Consider the following 19279-nt stretch of genomic DNA (forward strand, 5'->3'; position numbering starts at 1 on the left):
GCCTGCTGGCGCAAGGCGATCCCGGCAGCGGTGAGGTACACCTCGACACGCCGTTCGTCGGTGTTGCTGCGCTGTCGTTGGATCAGCGCAGCGGCTTCGAGGCGCTTGAGCAGCGGGGTGAGCGTGCCGGAGTCGAGCGACAGCGCTTCGCCCAGCGCACCGACGCTGCGGCCGTCGCGCTGCCACAGCGCGAGCATCACCAGGTACTGCGGATACGTCAGCCCGAGCGGCTCCAGCAGCGGCCGGTAGCGCTTGGTCATCGCCAGCGAGGCGGAATACAGCGCGAAGCACAGCTGGCGGTCGAGGGCGAGCCAGTCGGGGGTATCCCGGTCGTCGCGATCGTCGCCTTGTGGGCTGGTGTGGTTCGCATTCTGCATGATGCGCACAGTTTAATTGCACACAATACAATTGATGGCAATGTGGAATTGTTTCCCCGCACAGAGGGCCGCGGCCTGCGTGCGGACCGTCAGGCGGACCGACGCTCAGGCCAGGTGGCCAGCAGCACACCCAGCAAGGCCAGCGCGAACGCGCCAACCTGCGCCGCGCTGAAGGACTCACCCAGCAGCAGCACCCCCACCGCCGCCGCCGACACCGGCAACATCACCGTGAACACTCCGGCGCGCGCGGCTGGCACATGCCGCAGCCCCGTCATCCAGAGCCAGACCGTGACCATGCTCGCCGCGATGGCGTAAAACAGCAGCAAGGTCCAGGTGGGCAGCGTCACGCTGCTGAAATCGAACGACAGCGCCTGCCAAAGCCCCAGCGGCGTGACCAGCGCCAGTCCCCAGAGGTTGACCAGCGCGCTGATGCGCCGTGGGCCGAGGGTGCCCGAGAGCTTCTTGCCGATCACGACATAGCTCGCTTCGCAGAACACCGCACCGACCAGCAGCACGTTGCCCAGCGCCATGCGTGACGCTTCGGCCGCCGAGGGGAGGGCGTCACCTGCCGCCGCGCCATGCTGCTTGCTCCAGGAGACCAGCGCGATGCCGCCCACGGCGCAGGCAATGCCGGCGAGCACACGCCCGGTGAGGCGTTCACCGAGAAACACCCGCGACATCAGCGCCACCACGCCGGGCAGCGCCGCCATGACCACGCCGGCCGCCAGCGCCGTGCTCATCGCCACCCCGTAGAGCATGCAGACCGAGAACAGGAAGTTGCCGAGAAAGCTTTCGAAAAACAACAACACCCGGTCATGGCGCGACATCGGCGCCTCGCTGGTCGGCCGGCGCACCCACCCCGCCATGGCCACCGCGGCAATGCCAAACCGCAGCCACGCCAGCAGGAAAATCGGAAACACCGCCACCAGCAGCTTGGACAAGCCCACGTAACTGCCCACGAGCGCCATGCTGGCAGCCAGACAGGCATAGGCCCAGCGCGCCGAGGATGAGGGGAAGTGCGTGTGTCTAGATGTCATTCGAATGCAGGACAATCCACTGTTTCGAAAGATGTCGTTTTGTGAAGCAGTTCCGAAAATGAAGAACAGTCGTGTGGATGGTAACCGCGAGCTTGTGGGCGCCGTGGCGGGTGGATACCTTGCGCTGGTGTCCGATCGGCTGCGGGTGCCCTGGATTCCGGCGACGGGATTGCGGTCGACGGCGGGCCACTGGCTGGGCCATCCACCGCTGCTGGCGGCCGGGCTGGTGCTGGTCTGGGTGCTGGTGGCGTGGCTGAGCAACACGGCGCAGTACGGCGACCATTTCGAGCAACTGGCCTGGGCGCAGTCGCTCGAATGGGGCTACCACAAGCACCCGCCGCTGCCGAGCTGGCTGCTGGCCGGGGCCATCCGCCTCGGTGGCATGCACCCGTGGTGGCCGTCGCTGCTGGCGGCGGTGTGCATCGCACTGAATCTGGTGCTGACGTGGCGGGTGGCTTGCTGGCTGATCGGCGAGGACCGGGCGGCGCTGGCGGTGTTGTTCGCCGGGCTGCAGCAGGGCTTCATGGGCAAGGCGCAGCTGTTCAACCACAACTCGGTGCTGGTGCTGTGCGTGTCGGCGGCGGTGCTGCTGGCACTGCGCGCAACCCAGCTTGAAGTGACTCGCCCCGCACGGCAGCAGACCGTCCGCTGGATCTTGCTGGGGGTCGTGTCCGGGCTGGCCTTGCTGTCGAAGTACCAGGCGGCGTTGCCGCTGCTGGGCGTGGTGGTGGCGATGTGGCGCAGTGGGGCGCTGGCGCGGCCCGCGAACCGCCGCGGGCTGTTTCTGGCGGTGTCGCTGGCCCTGCTGATCCTGGCGCCGCATGTGGCCTGGGTGGCGACACACGGCTGGAGTACGGTCGCCTACGCCACACAGGCCGGTGTTTCGCAGTCCCCAGGCGAACGGCTGGGCGGCATCGGCAAGTTTCTGCTGATTCAGTTGCGGGTGCTCACGCCGGCGTTGCTGATGCTGATGGCCATGGCGTGGTGGTCGAGGTGCCGGCCGGGCGGCACATTGTCCGGCGCTCTGGGGCAGGCGAGTGCCGAGCCTCGTCCGGAGCCTCAGTGGATCTGGATCAGCAGCTTGCTCGGCGTGCCGGTGGCTGGCGTGCTGATCGCCGCCTTGCTGGGCGGACTGCGGCTCCAGGACCACTGGGGCATCCAGACCTTCCAGTTTCTCGGGATTGCAGCCGCAGCCTTGTGGCCGAGGGCGGTGCGGAGGGATTGGCGCCGCTGGGTGGCCGTGGCGCTGGTGCTGCACAGCGCGTTCGCGCTGGCCTATACCGCGCTGCGCTGGACCGCGCTAGCCAGTTCGTCCCGGACGCGGCTCGACGAGTTCTACCCCGCGCAGGCGATGGCCGATGCCGTGCACCAGCGGTGGCTGGAGGCGGTTCCGGCCGGTTGCACGCTGAGGTTCGTGCGTGGACCGGGCTTCGAGGCCGGCATCGTGGGCTTGTATGCCGCAGACCACCCCGCGGTGATCGACGACAACCTGTTGCACACACCGTGGCTGCAGCCGTCAGCATTCGCCGAGGCTGGACACTTGGCGGTGCGCCTGGGTTCGCCGCCGGATCTGGACGAGTGGTCATCCGGCCCGGTCGTGCGCGGTGAGTTCAGATTTGATGTACCAGCGCAGCAGAAGGCTCCGCACCAGACGCTCCACTGGATGATCGTTCCGCCAGCGCGCTGCCCAGCGCCGTGATCTGCACGCCGGCCTGCGCCAAGTCACCGGGCAGCGCATCGGATTGCCACACGGCCCACTCCACCTGCCTGGCCGCACCGATCACGTCGTCCACGGGTGCGTGGCTGGCGGGGTGGCACATCAGCAGGTCGCCGTCCTGCGCCAGCGCGAACCAGTGTTGCAGCAGCGCCCGGTAGCCCGCTGCATCGGCGTCGAAACCATAGACGCCCAGCAGATGGCCATTGGACTGCCAGCCGCGCCGCGTGGCCTCGCGCTGCAGTTCCGCCGCACCCAGCCAGGAAATCACGTCCGCCTTTCGCCGCAGCGGCAGCTCCGCGCTGGCGGGTGCCCGGCTGGCGCGCAGCCATGGGCGCCGGGCGACATCCGGAAAGCGTGCCTCCAGCGTCTCCAGCAGGACGCGGCGAACCTGCGGCAGCTGGTGCACGTGCTGGTGGCCGTCCACATGGTCAGGTGCGGCGCCCCAGCCGGCTTCGAACCGGTCAAGCTGCTGCTCGATCCGGCGCCGCAGCGCGCGGGCATCGAACCAGCGCAGGCCGGCGCGCAGGATCACGCGCTGCAAGGGCTCGCCCGCCACACCGGGCAGCGCCTCGGTCAGGTTCAGGTGAAGACCCACATCAACCGTCCGGGTCTGCGCAGCCGTGCGCAGGGGGGCTGCGCTGGCCGGCCAGGTCGGGCCGTCGCTCATCACGCTGACCGCACTGATGCGACCAGCCAGCGCGAGCTGCACACTGGCCTCGTCGATGCCGCTGTGCAGGCCGTAGTCGTCGACGCAGACGGCCAGGCGTCGGCATGGTCGGGTGGAGGCTAGGATGTCGTGCATGTCGAATGATCGTTGGCAAGGCGTGCGCTTCATCGCCGTGGGGACCACCGCGGCTGCGGTGCATTGGGGCGTTGTGCGGCTGGCCGTGGAGATCCTGGGGTTGGCGCCGCTGGGCGCCAATGTGGTGGGCTGGATGATCGCATTTGGCGTCTCCTTCAGCGGACACCGGCACTGGACCTTCGCGGCCACCTCTGGCCGGGACACCGCACAAAGCCTGTGGCGCTTCGGCCTGGTGTCACTGGGGGGCTTCGTGCTCAACGAGCTGAGTTATGCCGTCGTGTTGCGCATGGGGGGGCTGCGCTATGACGTGGCACTCGGGCTGGTGCTGGTCGGGCTGGCGATGGTGACCTTCGTGGTCAGTCGCTGGTGGGCGTTTCGGCCGGCAGACCCTCGCCCAGCCGCCGCTGCACGATGTAGAGCGGACGCCCCTTGACCTCCTCGTAGATGCGCGCGATGTACTCGCCGAGCACGCCCAGGCTGAGCAGCTGCACCCCCGAGAAGAGCATCGTGCTCACCACGATGGTGGTCCAGCCCGAGACCTCGGCGCCGAACAGCCAGTAGTCCAGCACCAGATACCCGCCGTAGCAGAACGCCAGCAGCGCGAGATTGATCCCGACCACGCTCGATGCGCGCAGTGGCCAGGTGGTGAAGGCCGTCATGCCGCTCAACGACAGGCTGACGAGGCTGTGCAGGTTGTAGTGGCTGCGGCCGCTGGCGCGGGCCTGGGGCGTATAGGGCAGCTCTTCCGAGCGGAACCCGACCCAGGCGTACATGCCCTTCATGAAGCGGTTGTGTTCCGGCAGCGACTTGAGCGCGTCCACCACCTGCCGATCGAGCAGCCGGAAATCCCCCGCATCGGCCGGGATCTTCACCCGCGGGTGCGTGGCGTTGAGCATGCGGTAGTACAGCCGCGTGAAGGTGCGCTTGAACCACGGTTCGTCACGCCGGTCCTTGCGGCGTGCGTAGACCACGTCGATGCCGGCCTGCCAGCGCGCCAGCATGACCGGCACCAGCTCCGGCTCGTGCTGGAGGTCGGCGTCCATCAGCACGACGGTTTGTCCCCGCGCGGCATCGAGCCCCGCGCTCAGCGCGGCTTCCTTGCCGAAATTGCGTGAAAGCAGCAGGGCGCGCACCCGTGGATCCCGCATGGACCAGTGCGCCAGCTGCAAGGCGGTGTTGTCGCGGCTGCCGTCGTCGACGAGCAGGATTTCCCAGGCCATTCCCAGTGCGTCCAGCACCGCGGTGCATCGGCCTAGCAGCGGGTCGAGATTGCCGGCCTCGTTGTAGCAGGGGATGACCAGGCTGATGCTGGCGCAGAGGCGTTCCACCGGATCAACCGCCTTTCAGTGCCGCTTGCTGTTCCAGCTGCAGCCGCCGCTCGCGCAGCGCAATCATGTAGCTCGACACCACGACAAACACCGCCACCACCATGATCACGACCGTGGCCAGCGCGTTCACCGTCGGGTCCAGCCCGAGCCGTGCCCGAGAGAAGATCACCAGCGGCAGCGTCGTGGAACCGGGTCCGGACAGGAAGGCCGACATCACCACATCGTCCAGCGACAGCGTGAACGTCAGCAGCCATGCCGCCAGCATCGACTGCGCGACCATCGGCAGCGTGACGAGGAAGAACACCTGCAGCGGACGGGCACCCAGGTCCTGCGCGGCTTCCTCGAACTGCGGGTTCAGGTCGCGCAGCCTGGCGGCGATCACGACGGTCGCATACGCCATGCCCACCAGCATGTGGCCGAGCCAGATCGTCACGATGCCGCGTTCTGGCACGCCGAACAGCCGCTGCATCGACACCAGCATCAGCAGCAGCGACAGCCCGACGATCACCTCGGGCATCACCAGCGGCGCGTTCACCATGCCGGAGAACAGCGTGCGGCCCTTGAAGCGCGGATAACGTTCCAGCGTGAACGCCGCCAGCGTACCCAGCACCACCGAACCAGTGGCCGAGGCTGCGGCGATCTCCAGCGACAGGAACAAGCCGTTGCGGATGTCTTCGTCGCCCACCAGCTTCTCGTACCAGCGCAGCGAGAAACCCGCCCAGACGTTCGGCACCGGCGAGTCGGTGAAGCTGTAGACCACCAGCGCGATGATGGGCAGGTAGAGAAAGACGAAACCGGCGGTCAGCCAGATCCAGCTCGTCCAGCGTCCGGCAGGGGTGACGATCACTGGGCGGCTCCCTGGCTCTGGTTGCGGTTGAAGATCGCCAGCGGCACGATGATCAGCAGCACCATCGTCACCGCCACGCTCGACGCCATCGGCCAGTCGTTGTTGCTGAAGAACTCGTCCCACAGCACGCGGCCGATCATCAGCGTCTCCGGGCCGCCGAGCAGCTCCGGGATCACGTATTCGCCGACGCATGGGATGAACACCAGCATTGCGCCCGCAATGATCCCGCCCTTGGACAGCGGCACCGTGATGCGCCAGAACGCCTGCCACGGCGTCGCGCCCAGGTCTTGCGCGGCTTCGAGCAGGCGCAGGTCCAGCTTGGACAGCGTGCCGTACAGCGGCAACACCATGAAGGGCAGGTAGGTGTAGACCATGCCCAGCAGCAGCGAGAAGGGTGTGTACATGTACTGCCCCTCCGCCGAAACCAGCCCCAGGGGCAGCAACAGCTTGTCAGCGCCGACCGTGTTCAGGAAGGTGCCGACCCAGCCCGTGTCGGCGTCGAGCAGGCCTTTCCAGGCGTACACGCGCAGCAGGAAGCTGGTCCAGAACGGCAGCATCACGCCCATCAGCAGCAGCGGCTGGACGGTGCCGGGCGCGCGGGCCATGAAATAGGCGAACGGGTAGCCGATGCACAGGCACACCAGCGTCGTGATGCCTGCATACAGGAGCGACTGGGCATAGGTCGCGAGATACAGATCGTCCTGCACGATGGTGAGGAAGTTCTGAAGCTTGAGCTTCATGAACAGCTCGTTGTTCGCGAAGGTGAACAGGTCGCTGACCCGCGCCCCGTCCATCTCCGCGAAGCTGATGCGCAGCACGATGAGGAAGGGCAGCAGGAAGAACACCAGCAGCCAGACAAAGGGCATGCCGATGACGAGGCTGCGGCCGCTGAAGAAGGACCGCAGTCGCTGGAACGGGGTGGCCGGGGTCATGGTCGCTGGCCTGTCATTGCGTCAGCACGACCTGGGCGGACGGCTGCCAGTGCGCCCAGACGGCATCCCCCCAGGTCGGCGCATCGGAGCGGTCGCGGCTGTCGTTCTCGACCGTGACCTTGAAGCGCGCGCCGCTGGCCAGTTCCAGGTGGTAGAGCGTGCTGTCGCCGAAGTAGGACATCTCCTTGACGATGCCGCGCACCTGGTTCATTGCGCCCTCGGGCCTGTCCTTGCTGACCGAGATCTTCTCGGGCCGCACGGCCACCGTCACCGGCTGGCCGAGGTAGCCGGTGATGCCGTGGCCGATGTAGTGGGTGAAATCCGGGCACTGCACATGCGCGTGGTCGGCCTCGTCCACGGTGATGGTGCCGTCGGTGAGGTTGACATTGCCGATGAAGTCGGCGACGAAGCGGGTGGTCGGCGTCTCGTAGATGTCCGAGGGACTGCCGACCTGCAGGAAACGGCCTTCGCTCATCACCGCGATGCGCGAGGCCATCGTCATGGCTTCCTCCTGGTCGTGCGTCACCATCACGCAGGTCACGCCGACCGTCTCGATGATGTTGACCAGCTCGATCTGCGTCGCCTCGCGCAGCTTCTTGTCGAGCGCCCCCAGTGGTTCGTCCAGCAGCAGCAACTGTGGTCGTTTGGCCAGGCTGCGGGCGAGTGCGACCCGCTGCTGCTGGCCACCGGAGAGCTGGTGCGGCTTGCGCTTGGCGAGCTTGCCGAGCTGGGTCAGGCGCAGCATCTCCTCGACCCGCGTGGTGACCTCGCCCGAAGGCAGGCCGTCACGTTTCAGCCCGAAGGCGATGTTGTCCCACACCGTCATGTGGGGAAACAGCGCATACGACTGGAACATCATGTTCACCGGGCGCTCGTAGGGCGGCTTGCCCGCGAGATCCTGCCCGTTGAGCACGATGCGCCCGGAGGTCGGCGACTCGAAGCCGGCGAGCATGCGCAGCAAGGTGCTCTTGCCGCAGCCCGACGAGCCGAGCAGCGCGAAGATTTCTCCCTTGGCAATGTCCAGGCTCACCTGGTCCACCGCCCGGAAATCCCCGAACTCCTTCACCACGGCATCGATCCGCAGGAAGGCGCTGTCCTCCTTGGCCGTCGTCATGGTGTCAGCGCCCGGACTTGAAGTTGGTGAAGGTGCGGGTGATCAGCTTGCGGGTGGCCTGGTCGGGCGTGCCGGGCGGGATCATCTTGGCCAGCGTGGCTTCATCCGGGAACACGGTCGTGTCCTTGGCGAGTTCCGGCTTGACGAACTTCAGCGATGCCTTGTTCGGGTTGGCGTAGAAGACCTTGTTGGTCAGCGACGCGTGGACCTCGGGCTTCAGGATGTAGTTAATCCACTTGAGCGCGTTCTCGGGGTGCTTGGCATCCTTGGGAATGGCCATCGTGTCGAAGAACAGCAGGCCGCCGTTCTTGGGTGGCATCACCTGCAGGTTCTGCGGCTTCTTGGCCGCGGTGGACTTGTCCTTGGCGATCATGATGTCGCCCGACCAGCCCACCACCGCGCAGATCTGCCCCTTGGCCATCTGCTCGATGTAGTCCGAACCCGAGCCGACGAAACGTGTCACCGACGGGCGGATCTTCTTGAGCATCTCGGCCGCGGCCTTGTAGTCGTCGGCGTTCTTGCTGTGCGGATCCTTGCCGAGGTAGTTCAGCGCCAGCGGCAGGATTTCCGACGGCGTGTCCAGCACCGCCACACCACAGCCCTTGAGCTTGCCGACATAGGCCGGGTTGAAGATGAGATCCCAGGCGTTGTCGGGCAAGGGCTGGCTGCCGAGCGCCGCCTTGACCTTGTCCACGTTGATGCCCACCGTGGTGTAGCCCCACAGCCAGTCCACGAGGTACTCGTTGCCCGGGTCCATCTTGGCGAGCTGGGCCTGGATGGCGGGGTCGAGGTTGGCGAGGTTGGTCAGCTTGCTCTTGTCGAGCTTCATCAGCAGGCCGGCCTCGATCTGCGACTTGGCCCAGTTCGAGCCGGGCACCACGATGTCATAGCCCGTCTTGCCGGCGATCAGCTTGGCGTGCAGGGCTTCGTTGGAATCGAAGTTGTCGTAGCGGACCTTGATGCCCGTTTCCTTCTCGAAGTTCTTGACCGTGTCTTCGGCGATGTAGTCCGACCAGTTGTAGATGTTCAGGACCTTTTCTTCCTCGGCGCGCGCGCCCGCCGAGCACAGCACCGCGACAGCGGCGACCAGGACATTCAGGGCCTTGGCGGGCCGGGAGGACAACAGGTTCATGAGTGCTCCAGAAGTGGGGGGGGGCAGTGGTAACGGTTGGTGCTGGCGCAGGAATGCCCCTGCGTGCGGCGGGATTATGGCCCGAGCTTCCGTCATTTCGTCACGCTGGAGGATGCGCCTTCACGCATCGTCCAACCTGAGCCAGGTGGTCTTCAGCTCGGTGTATTTTTCCAGCGCGTGCAGCGACTTGTCGCGGCCGTTGCCGCTCTGCTTGTAGCCACCGAAGGGCACGGTGATGTCGTCCTCGTCGTACTGGTTCACATGCACCGTGCCGGCACGCAAGGCACGTGCCACGCGGTGGGCGCGGTTGAGGTCGTGGCTCCAGACGCTGGCCTGCAAACCGTAGGGCGAATCATTGGCCAGCCGCACGGCTTCCTCTTCGGTCGAGAAACGGATCACCGACAGCACCGGCCCGAAGATCTCCTCGCGGGCGATGCGCATGGCGTTGGTGGCGTGGTCGAACACGGTCGGCTCGACGTAGAAGCCGCCCGTCTCGGTGCGTACCTGCCGGCCGCCATGGCAGACCGCGCCTTCCGAGCGGCCGGCGTCGATGTGGCCCAGCACGCTGCGCATCTGGCCTTCATCGACCAAGGCGCCCATGACCGTGGCCGGGTCGAGCGGGTCGCCGGGCTGGTACTGCGGCATCTCGGCGGTGACGGTCGCCACGAACTCGTCGACGATCGATTCGTGGACCAGCACCCGCGACGGCGCGTTGCAGGACTCGCCCTGGTTGAAGAACAGGCTGCCGGCGACGGTGCGCGCCGCCTTGGCCGGGTCGCGGTGGTCGGGGAAGACGAGGAAGGCCGACTTGCCGCCGAGTTCGTTGTAGACGCACTTGAGGTTGGATCGCCCGGCGTAGTCGAGCATGCGCCGGCCGGTGCGGGTCGAGCCGGTGAAGCCGATCGCGTCCACGTCCATGTGCAGCGTGAGCGCCTCGCCGGCTTCGTGGCCGTAGCCCGGCACGACGTTGAACACCCCTGGCGGCAAACCGGCTTCCAGCGCGATCTCGGCCAGCCGCAACGCAGTCAGCGGCGACTTTTCGCTGGGCTTCATGACGACCGAATTCCCCGTGGCCAGCGCCGGCCCGAGCTTCCAGGCGGCCATGATCATCGGGTAGTTCCACGGCACGATCACGCCGACCACGCCCATCGGCTCGCGGGTGATGAGCGCCAGCGCGTTGCGGCCGGTCGGCGCGATCTCGTCGTACACCTTGTCGATCGCCTCGGCGTACCAGGCGATGGTGCGCGCGGCGGCCGGCACATCGACGCTGCGCGAGAACTGGATCGGCTTGCCCATGTCGAGCGTCTCCAGCAGCGCGAGTTCGTCGCGGTGGGACAGGATCCCCTCGGCGAAGCGCTGCAGCACCTTCTTGCGCGCGGCGGGCGGCTGGTGCGCCCAGCGGCCGTCCTCGAACGCGGCGCGGGCCGAGGCGACGGCGGCGTCGATGTCGGCCGTCTGCCCGCGACCAATGGCACCGAGGCGACGGCCGTCAATCGGCGAGTGCTTGTCGAAGGTCTCGCCGCTGGCGCTGGTGGTGCGCTGGCCGTTGATCAGGGCGCGGCCGTCGAGGGTGAGGGCGGCGGCACGGTCGTGCCAGGAGGGGGGGGTGTTCATGCGTGCTCCGGTCTTGCGTGATCAATCCAGGTTCTGTCCGATGCGCCAAAGAACGCCCGACGGATCGTAGAGACAGAAATCCCGCATGCGCCACGGCTGGTTTTCCAGTGCGGTGACGCGGACCCCGTACTTGGTGAGCACGCCACTCGCCTGGATCTGGTCCCACCAGGAATCCACATCCTCGACCAGGAGATGCATCATGAAATTCTCGGCAAAAGATTCTGCGCAGAAATCCTGGAGCAGGAAGCTGGCGCCGCCAAAATGAAAGTGTGCGATGCCACCACCTTCAAAGGCCATCTTGAAGCCAAGATCCTGGTAGAACTGCTTGGACAGCGCGAAGTCCTTTGATGGAACGAACGCCTTGATTTCAGTGATCTGGAGGTCCGGCATCGGGTGTTTGGCTGCGGTGCTGCATGAAGAACACGGGAATTTCAAACGGCGGCGCGTTTGCGCGGTGGCCGGCTTGGGCGGCTCGTGAGACCCTGCGTTTCTTTGGCAAAAGCCAGCATGCTAGCCAATGCCTTGTTGACCGCTTCAGATGTCGGAAACGCTTTTTGAATTTCAGGCTGCAGCACCACCACGTTGCTGCTCTGCACGAAGTGCTTCAGGTATTTGCCTCGAACGCCTTTGCCCAGTTGGTCGCGCTTCAGTTCCGGGATTTCTTGGTCAGCCATTGTCGTAGATGCCTTTTTCATGACGGGTTGCCTTTCTTGCGCTGATGATTCGAAGGCCGTTGCGGCGCGTCATTCTGTGGCGCCTGACAAGGCACGATGGCGTGACACGACCTCCTGAATGACACAGGCAAAAATGTGCTGCACCAAATCGGGGTCGAGCTGATGGGCTTCGGCCATGGCTCGGAAGTTCTCGGCCTGCGCAGTCTCCCTTTGCGGATCGACGGCCTGCAATTGATACCGCTTCTTGAGCAGTCCCACCTCTTCCGTGACCCGGAACCGATCAGCCAGCAACTGGATGATCTGTTCGTCAATGGTGTCGATGCGCGTGCGCAGGGCGTCGAGTTCGTGCATCACACCCACCCCCGCGCCCGCACATCCCCCAGCGTCAAATCCAGACACCGCCAGATCAACCCCATCAGCTCATCCACCTGCGCCACCGTCATCACCAGCGGCGGCGCGATGATCATCCGGTCCCCGACCGCGCGCATCACCAGCCCGTTGCCGAAGCAGTGGCCGCGGCAGAGCATGCCGACGCCCAGCGCGGCATCGAACATCAACGGATGCCCGTCGCCGCGGTCCTTGGCCTTGACGAGCTGCATCGACGCCATCAGCCCGCAGGTCTGCGTCTCGCCGATCAGCGGGTGGTCGTTGAGTTTGGCGAACTGGGCGGCCAGATACGGCCCGGTCTCGTCGCGCACCCGCTCGACCAGCTTCAGCGACTGGATCAGCTTGATGTTGGCGATCGCCACGGCGCAGGCGACCGGATGGCCGCTGTAGGTGTAGCCGTGTTCGAACTCGCCGCCTTGCTCGATCAGCGCCTTGGCGACGCGCTCGCCGACCATCACGCCGCCGAGCGGGATGTAGCCCGAGGTCACGCCCTTGGCGAAGGTCATCAGGTCCGGCTTCGTGCCCATGGTCTCGCAGCCGAACCAGTGGCCTGTCCGCCCGAAGCCGCAGATCACCTCGTCGCTGGCCAGCAGGATGTCGTACTTGTCGCAGATGCGCTGGATCTCGGGCCAGTAGGTTGCCGGTGGGACGATCACGCCGCCTGCGCCCTGCACTGGCTCGCCGATGAAGGCGGCGACCTTGTCCGGGCCGACGTCGAGGATCTTCTGTTCCAGCCAGCCGGCTGCGACCAGGCCGAACGCGTCGCGGGTCATGCCGGCGCCGTGTTCGAGCCAGTGCGGCTGGTCGATGTGGGTGATGCCGGGGATGGGCAGGCCGCCTTGCGCATGCATGTATTTCATGCCGCCGAGCGAGGCACCGGCCATCGTCGAGCCGTGGTAGCCATTCCAGCGGCTGATGATGACCTGGCGCTCGGGCTGGCCCTGCAGATCCCAGTAGCGCCGCACCATGCGCACCACGGTGTCGTTGCCCTCGCTGCCGGAGCCGGCATAGAACACGTGCTGGAACTGCGGCGGCGTGACCTCGGCGAGCAGTTGCGCGAGTTCGACGGCGGGCGGCGTGGTGGTCTGGAAGAAGCTGTTGTAGAAGGGCAGTTCCTTCATCTGGTGCGTGGCTGCGTCGATCAGCGCCTGCTGGCCGTAGCCGACGTTGACGCACCACAGGCCGCTCATCGCGTCGAACAGGCGGTGGCCCTCGCTGTCGGTGAGGTAGAGGTTGTCGGCCTTCGTGATGATGCGCGAACCCTTCTGCGCGAGCTGCTGGAAGTCGGTGAAGGGGTGCAGGAAGTGGGCGGCGTCGGCGGCTTGCCAGTCGGCGGTGGTGCGGGTCGGGGTGGTCGTCATGGGCGTGTCCTTGTGTCGATCGGGTGCCGGGCAGGTCAGACGTGCAGCAGCAGGTGCTCGCGTTCCCACGGCGAGATCACCTTCATGAACTCGGCGTACTCGATCTCCTTGATCTCGGTGTAGACGGTGATGAAGGACTCGCCGAGCACCTCCGCCAGCGCCTTCTCGCTGCGCAGTTTCTCCAGCGCCTCGCCCAGGCTGCGCGGCAACTGGTAATCCCCGAGGTAGGCATCGCCCTTGCACTCGGGCGTCGGCTCGATCTGGTTTTTCATGCCGAGGTAGCCACAGGCCAGCGTCGCCGCCAGCGCCACATACGGGTTCGCGTCGGCGCCGATCACGCGGTTCTCGATCCGCCGTGCGGCCGGTGACGCCACGGGCGAGCGGATGCCGACGGTGCGGTTGTCGGTGCCCCACTGGATGTTGATCGGCGCAGCCGTGAAGCGCGACAGGCGGCGGTAGCTGTTGACGTACGGTGCGAACAGCGCCATCGCCGAGGGGATGTACTTCTGCAGCCCGCCGATGTACCAGTAGAACGCCTTGCTGGCCGTGCCGTCCGGGTTGCTGAAGATGTTCTGGCCGCTTGCGTCCACGATGCTTTGGTGGATGTGCATCGCACTGCCCGGCTCGCCAGCGATCGGCTTGGCCATGAAGGTGGCGAACATGTTGTGGCGCATCGCGGCTTCTCTGAGCGTGCGCTTGAAGAAGAAGACCTCGTCGGCGAGCTGCAGCGGGTGGTCATGGAAGAAATTGATCTCCATCTGCCCGGCGCCGATCTCGTGGATCAGCGTGTCCACGTTCAGCTCCATCTGCTCGCAGTAGGAGTAGACATCCTCGAACAGCGGGTCGAACTCGTTCACGGCGTCGATCGAATACGCCTGGCGCGAGGTCTCGGCGCGCCCGCTGCGGCCGATCGGGGGCTTCAGCGGCATGTCGGGGTCGGTGTTGCGGGCGACGAGGTAGAACTCCAGCTCGGGTGCCACGACCGGGTTCCAGCCCTCGGCATCGAACAGGTCGCAGACCCGGCGCAGCACCGAACGCGGCGCGAACGGCACTATCTTGCCGTCCTTGTCGTAGCAGTCGTGGATGACCTGCGCGGTCGGGTCGGTCGCCCACGGCACGATGCGCACGGTGGCCGGGTCGGGGCGCAGGTGCATGTCGCGGTCGGTGGGGTTGATCACGTCGTAGTACGGGCCTTCTTCTGGGAATTCCCCCGTCACGCCCATGGCGACCACCGCCTCGGGCAAGCGCATGCCGCGGTCTTCGGTGAATTTCTGGCGGGGCAGGATCTTGCCGCGCGCCACGCCCGTCAGGTCGGGGACGAGGCATTCGATCTCGGTGACGCGGCGCTCGTTGAGCCAGTGTTCGAGGTCACTGAAGGTGAAGTGCTTGCGGGTGTTCATGGGGGTGTGCCGGGTTCGTCTCGGGGTGCGGACAGGAACGGACACGCGCCGCCGGAGCGGCTGGGCGTCGGGGTTCCTGTTCCGCCCGTGGTGGGGACGGTTCAGCGGCTCGGTGGCCGGTGCAAGTCGCGGTAGTCCTGGCAGGCCGCACCGAAGGCGCGCAGCATCGCCAGGGAGACCGGGTTGTCAGCCGCCTGCCATTCCGGATGCCATTGAACGCCGAGCGCGAAGCCGGGGCTGTTCACCACCGAGAACGCCTCGACCAGCCCGTCGGGCGCGAGCGCCTCGATGCGCAGCCCGTCGGCCAGGCGGCGCACGCCCTGGCCGTGGACGCTGTTGACCATCACCTCGTCGCCGGCGAGCACACGCGCCAGCAGTCCGCCGGGCTGCACCTGCACGGGGTGCGAGAAGCCGTATTGCACCTCGACCGGGTCGTCACTGCGTGCCCGGTGGTCGTGCAGGCCCGCTACCTCCTGCACGGCCTGGTGCAGCGAGCCACCGAGCGCCACATTGGTTTCCTGGAAACCGCGGCAGATCGCCAGCAGCGGGATGCCGCGCGCGATCACCTTCGGGATCAGCGGCAGCGTCCAGGCGTCGCGCACGGCGTCCAGTGGTAGCGACGGATCGTGGACCACCTCGCCGAAATGGCCCGGGTGGACATTCGAGGGCGAGCCGGTCAGCAGCACGCCGTCGGCCAGATCGAGCAGGGTGTCGAGTTCCTCGGGTGTCGCGGACGGCACGACCAGCGGCAAGGCGCCGGCCAGCCGCACGGCGTCGAGGTACTTCTTGCCGGCAATGTGGAAGGGATGCTGTCCGAGCATCCGGTTGCAGGCCGGAACCAGGACCACGGGAGGTCGCGAGCGGGACGGGGGCAGGTGGGTCATTGGAAATGAAACCATTGCATGCAGTGTGCCAGCACCATTTCGGCGCTGGTCACCGGGTTCCCCCTGAGGCCGTGTCGAGGATTGGCGAGGTCACAGCAGGTCTTTCAGTCGGTACCAGAGCATTCCAAGTACCAGCGACGGCGTGCGCAGGCGCGCTCCGCCCGGAAAGGGGCGGTGGTGCAGGCGGCTGAAGACATCGAATCGGCCGGCGTCCCCGCACATGGCCTCGGCGACGAGCTTGCCGGCCAGCCCGGTCAGCGCCAGGCCGTGGCCGGAGAAGCCCTGCACCAGGTAGATCGGTGCGCTGGCCGCTCCGTCCGCGGGCAGGCGCACGAATTCGGGTGCGCGGTTCCGCGTGATGTCCACGAAGCCGCCCCAGGCGTGGGTGATCGGCGTGTGCGACAGGCTCGGGAAGGTGCGCACGATGTGGGCGCGCATCCGGGCCGCGAGGTGCGGCGGTGTCACGGTGCTGTAGCTGACCTTGCCGCCGTAGAGCAGGCGCTGGTCGGCGGTGGGGCGGAAGTAGTCGAGCGAGAAGTTGTTGTCGCAGACCGCTGCGCGGGTCGGTAGCAGCGCATCCATCTGCGCCGGGGCCAGTGGCTCCGTCACGGCCACATAGGTGCCCACCGGCATGATGCGGGCGCCCGGTGCGACCGGCAGGCCGGGCAGGCTGGGCAGATGCACATTGCCCGCCAGCAGGACCTGATCGGCCAGCACCTGTCCCTGCGCCGTGCGCAGCAGGGTGACGCCGCGGTGGCGCTCCAGGCTCGTGACTGCCGAGGACTCGTACAGCCGAGCACCGTTCTGCCATACCGCATTGGCCAGACCCAGTGCGTACTTCAGCGGGTGCAGATGGCCGCTGCGGCGGTCATAGACGCCGCTGTCATAGCGGGCGCTGCGGATGTGCAGTGGCAGCTCCGCCTTGTCGAGCCACTGCTGGCGGTAGTCGTAGACCTCGGCCATGCGATCGACCCAGCCGCGCAGCGCGCGGGACTTGCGGGCGTTCACCGCCACCGTCAGTGCGCCGGACTGCCAGTCGCAGGCAATGCGGTGGCGGTCGCGGCGGGCATGGATCAAGGTCAGCGCCTCGATCGTCATGGCCCAGACGCGGCGGGCATCGCCGAGGCCGAGCTGGGCCTCGATGTCGGCCATGTCGCAGGCGAGTCCCGGCAGCGCCTGGCCGCCGTTGCGCCCCGACGCTGCCCAGCCGAGTTGCTGGCCTTCGAGCAACACCACCGAGCGGCCGCGCTGGGCCAGTTCCAGGGCCGCCGACAAGCCGGCCAGTCCGCCACCCACCACCGCCACATCGGCCCGCACCTCGCCTTGCAGCGGTGGGTGGGCCGGGGGGCGCGTCACACCGTCGGCATACCAGGAATGCCGGGACAGGGCCAGATCGGTGGCAAGCAGCGAGCGACTCAGGCGGACCTCCCCAGGACGTTGTTCAGCCCATTGTGGCCAAGCTTGCCAACGATGTCACGCCACGCGGCCAATGGCCTTCGACACGGTTTCGACGATCTGCCCGATCTGGTCGGCCGAGATGATCAGCGGGGGCGACAGCGCGAGGGTGTCGCCGGTGGTGCGGATCATCACGCCCTGCGCGAAGCAATCCAGGAAGACGTCGAACGCCCGCTTGCCCGGCTCGCCCGGCCGCGGCGCCAGTTCGATGCCGCCGACCAGCCCGAAGTTGCGGATATCGACCACATGCGGCAGCCCGCGCAGGCCGTGCAGCGCCTGCGCGAACGTGTCGGCCATCGCCGTGGCGCGGGTCAGCAGGCCCTCCTCGGCATAGGTGGCCAGCGTGCCCAGCCCGGCCGCACAGGCCAGCGGATGCGCGGAATAGGTGTAGCCGTGGAAGAACTCGATGGCGTGTGCCGGGCCTTGCATGAAGGTGTCGTGGATCGCTTGCTGCACGAACACCGCGCCCATCGGCACGCTGCCGTTGGTGATGCCCTTGGCCGCGGTGATCATGTCGGGCGTGACACCGAAGGTCTGCGCCGCGAAGGGCTGGCCGGTGCGACCGAAGCCGGTGATGACCTCGTCGAAGATCAGCAGGATGCCGTGCTGGTCGCAGATCTGGCGCAGGCGCTGCAGATAGCCCTGTGGCGGGATCAGCACGCCGGTCGATCCCGCGATCGGCTCGACGATGACGGCGGCGATGGTCGAGGCGTCGTGCAGCGCGACCAGGCGCTCCAGATCGTCGGCCAGATCGGCGCCGTGTGCCGGCTGCCCGACGCTGAAAGCGTTGCGGGCCGGGTCGTGGGTGTGGCGGAGGTGGTCGACGCCGGACAGCAGCGGGCCGAACATCTTGCGGTTGGTGACGATGCCGCCGACCGAGATGCCGCCGAAGTTGACACCGTGGTAGCCCCGCTCACGGCCGATCAGGCGGGTGCGGCTGCCCTCGCCGCGCACGCGGTGGTAGGCCAGCGCCATCTTCAGCGCGGTGTCGACCGCCTCCGAGCCGGAGTTGGTGAAGAACACGCGGTTCAGCCCCGGCGGGGCCAGCTTGGCCAGTGCGTCGGCCAGCTCGAACGCCTTGGGATGGCCCATCTGGAACGGCGGCGCGTAGTCCATCTCGGCGGCCTGCTGCTGGATGGCCTGCACGATCTTCGGCCGTGCATGGCCGGCATTGACACACCACAGCCCGGCCACGCCATCGAGGATCTGGCGGCCCTCGTCGGTCCAGTAGTGCATGCCTTCGGCGCGTGTCAGCAGGCGCGGCGCCTGCTTGAACTGGCGGTTGGCGGTGAAGGGCATCCAGTAGGCGTCGAGGCGCGGGTCGTGGTCGGGCGTGGTCATGGCGGCGTGTGGGGTTCGGGTGGCAGCAGGCCCCAGTCTCCGTGCTGGTGCTGCGCGCGGTCAAGTAGCGGACTGCGCCGACTCCACCGGCCGCGCCGTCATCGTTGCCCACCACGCCGCGCTGGACGACGTGCCACTGGCGACGCCGGCGGATCTGCTGGACGCCGGATCCCCGTCCTCGTATGCGGCAAAGGCCTGCGCCCGTCGCCGGCGCTGCCAGGTCGCGCGGTCCACCTCGAACACCAGCGATGGCCGTGACGCGCCGGACTCGCTGTCGCGCAGCGACTCGCCGCGCAGGTGCAGCCCCACCAGCTGCATGAGCTGGCGCGAGCTGCGGTTGTCGGTCGAGGTGATGCCGATCAGCCGCTGCACGCCGGGCTGCTGGAACGCCGCGTCCACGCACATGCGCCCGAGTTCCAGACTGAACCGCCCGTGCCAGTAACGGGCGTGGGTCCACAGGCCCATCTCCAGCGTCTCCTCGGCGTCCTCGCCACCCGCCGGCTGGAACCGAAACAGGGAAACCCACGCCCCGGTCTCCTTGAGTACGGCCGAAACCGAGGCCATCTTGCCGTTCCGCGTCGCTTCAACGACGGCTTCCACACGTCGATATACCTCCCATTCGCTGCCCGGTTGATCCCAGAGCAGGTGCTGGTTGAAGGACGGGTGCCGGGTCGCGTCGAACAGCGGCCAGGTGTCGGACAGGCACACCGGGCGCAGGGCCAGACGCTTGCTGTAGACCGAGGTCAGGCGTGCGGTCAGGTCATGGAAGTCGGTTGGCATGGGGTGGCGGACTTGCCGGGTTGGGAACACGCCCGGGTTCTACACCACCGTGGGCTGTGCCGACTTGGGTCGGGTGTGCTGGACTTGTGCAGGAGCT

19 protein-coding genes and 1 pseudogene are annotated in these 19279 nt (G+C 67.0%); 2 read left to right on the forward strand and 18 right to left on the reverse strand.

The annotated features are described in order from the left end of the window. Positions 1-32 precede the first annotated feature (32 nt). Both RMP06_RS07155 and RMP06_RS07160 read right to left on the reverse strand, forming a co-directional pair. Positions 33-377, reverse strand: a pseudogene (locus RMP06_RS07155) (MarR family winged helix-turn-helix transcriptional regulator); the annotation flags it as partial. A gap of 89 nt (positions 378-466) precedes the next feature. Further along, positions 467-1414: a DMT family transporter gene (locus tag RMP06_RS07160; RefSeq protein WP_310461086.1), complete on the reverse strand. Its 948-nt coding sequence runs from the start codon at positions 1412-1414 to the stop codon at positions 467-469. A gap of 58 nt (positions 1415-1472) precedes the next feature. On the opposite strand from RMP06_RS07160, the gene RMP06_RS07165 reads away from it, so the two are divergent. Then, positions 1473-3113: a glycosyltransferase family 39 protein gene (locus RMP06_RS07165; protein WP_310461087.1), complete on the forward strand. Its 1641-nt coding sequence runs from the start codon at positions 1473-1475 to the stop codon at positions 3111-3113. On the opposite strand, the gene RMP06_RS07170 is transcribed toward RMP06_RS07165, so the two are convergent. Then, positions 3025-3933: a ChbG/HpnK family deacetylase gene (locus RMP06_RS07170; protein WP_310461088.1), complete on the reverse strand. Its 909-nt coding sequence runs from the start codon at positions 3931-3933 to the stop codon at positions 3025-3027. The two genes, RMP06_RS07165 and RMP06_RS07170, sit on opposite strands and share 89 nt — an antisense overlap. Between RMP06_RS07170 and RMP06_RS07175 the strand changes: the two genes are divergently transcribed. Beyond that, positions 3932-4366 carry a GtrA family protein gene (locus RMP06_RS07175; RefSeq protein ID WP_310461089.1) on the forward strand — a complete coding sequence of 145 codons (435 nt, stop codon included), beginning with the start codon at positions 3932-3934 and terminating at the stop codon, positions 4364-4366. The two genes, RMP06_RS07170 and RMP06_RS07175, sit on opposite strands and share 2 nt — an antisense overlap. On the opposite strand, the gene RMP06_RS07180 is transcribed toward RMP06_RS07175, so the two are convergent. From RMP06_RS07180 to RMP06_RS07250, 15 genes are all read right to left on the reverse strand, one after another. Continuing rightward, positions 4290-5261 (reverse strand): glycosyltransferase family 2 protein, encoded by a 972-nt coding sequence (locus RMP06_RS07180; RefSeq protein ID WP_310461090.1) that lies wholly within the window; start codon positions 5259-5261, stop codon positions 4290-4292. The two genes, RMP06_RS07175 and RMP06_RS07180, sit on opposite strands and share 77 nt — an antisense overlap. Before the next feature lie 4 nt (positions 5262-5265). Continuing rightward, on the reverse strand, positions 5266-6108 hold the full coding sequence (locus RMP06_RS07185) for an ABC transporter permease (protein ID WP_310461091.1): 843 nt from the start codon (positions 6106-6108) through the stop codon (positions 5266-5268). Beyond that, complete coding sequence (locus tag RMP06_RS07190) at positions 6105-7040, reverse strand: ABC transporter permease subunit (protein ID WP_310461092.1); 936 nt, start codon at positions 7038-7040, stop codon at positions 6105-6107. Before RMP06_RS07190 ends, RMP06_RS07185 begins: the two co-directional genes overlap by 4 nt. A gap of 13 nt (positions 7041-7053) precedes the next feature. After that, positions 7054-8154 (reverse strand): ABC transporter ATP-binding protein, encoded by a 1101-nt coding sequence (locus tag RMP06_RS07195; protein WP_310461093.1) that lies wholly within the window; start codon positions 8152-8154, stop codon positions 7054-7056. A gap of 4 nt (positions 8155-8158) precedes the next feature. Next, on the reverse strand, positions 8159-9286 hold the full coding sequence (locus RMP06_RS07200) for a polyamine ABC transporter substrate-binding protein (RefSeq protein ID WP_310461094.1): 1128 nt from the start codon (positions 9284-9286) through the stop codon (positions 8159-8161). A gap of 120 nt (positions 9287-9406) precedes the next feature. After that, positions 9407-10900 carry an aldehyde dehydrogenase gene (locus RMP06_RS07205; protein ID WP_310461095.1) on the reverse strand — a complete coding sequence of 498 codons (1494 nt, stop codon included), beginning with the start codon at positions 10898-10900 and terminating at the stop codon, positions 9407-9409. Positions 10901-10921: 21 nt separating this feature from the next. Further along, positions 10922-11290: a VOC family protein gene (locus tag RMP06_RS07210; protein WP_310461096.1), complete on the reverse strand. Its 369-nt coding sequence runs from the start codon at positions 11288-11290 to the stop codon at positions 10922-10924. A 41-nt stretch (positions 11291-11331) separates the two neighbouring features. Then, entirely contained in the window at positions 11332-11595 is a 264-nt protein-coding gene (locus RMP06_RS07215) for a hypothetical protein (RefSeq protein ID WP_310461097.1), read from the reverse strand. A gap of 48 nt (positions 11596-11643) precedes the next feature. Then, positions 11644-11925: a chorismate mutase gene (locus tag RMP06_RS07220; protein ID WP_310461098.1), complete on the reverse strand. Its 282-nt coding sequence runs from the start codon at positions 11923-11925 to the stop codon at positions 11644-11646. Further along, positions 11925-13322, reverse strand: coding sequence for an aspartate aminotransferase family protein (locus RMP06_RS07225; protein ID WP_310461099.1), 1398 nt, complete (start codon positions 13320-13322; stop codon positions 11925-11927). Before RMP06_RS07225 ends, RMP06_RS07220 begins: the two co-directional genes overlap by 1 nt. Positions 13323-13357: 35 nt before the next feature. Beyond that, on the reverse strand, positions 13358-14722 hold the full coding sequence (locus RMP06_RS07230) for a glutamine synthetase family protein (protein ID WP_310461100.1): 1365 nt from the start codon (positions 14720-14722) through the stop codon (positions 13358-13360). A 101-nt stretch (positions 14723-14823) separates the two neighbouring features. After that, on the reverse strand, positions 14824-15606 hold the full coding sequence (locus RMP06_RS07235; protein ID WP_310461101.1) for a gamma-glutamyl-gamma-aminobutyrate hydrolase family protein: 783 nt from the start codon (positions 15604-15606) through the stop codon (positions 14824-14826). A gap of 90 nt (positions 15607-15696) precedes the next feature. Further along, positions 15697-16962: an NAD(P)/FAD-dependent oxidoreductase gene (locus tag RMP06_RS07240; protein ID WP_310461102.1), complete on the reverse strand. Its 1266-nt coding sequence runs from the start codon at positions 16960-16962 to the stop codon at positions 15697-15699. A gap of 117 nt (positions 16963-17079) precedes the next feature. Continuing rightward, the gene (gene aptA / locus RMP06_RS07245; RefSeq protein WP_310461103.1) at positions 17080-18402 is read right to left on the reverse strand and encodes an omega-aminotransferase AptA; all 1323 of its coding nucleotides are present in this window, start codon (positions 18400-18402) and stop codon (positions 17080-17082) included. Between the two features lie 60 nt (positions 18403-18462). Then, positions 18463-19182 carry a GNAT family N-acetyltransferase gene (locus RMP06_RS07250; protein WP_310461104.1) on the reverse strand — a complete coding sequence of 240 codons (720 nt, stop codon included), beginning with the start codon at positions 19180-19182 and terminating at the stop codon, positions 18463-18465. Positions 19183-19279 lie beyond the last annotated feature (97 nt).

Source organism: Sphaerotilus sp. (genome assembly GCF_031429695.1).
Taxonomy (GTDB): Bacteria; Pseudomonadota; Gammaproteobacteria; order Burkholderiales; family Burkholderiaceae_C; genus Sphaerotilus.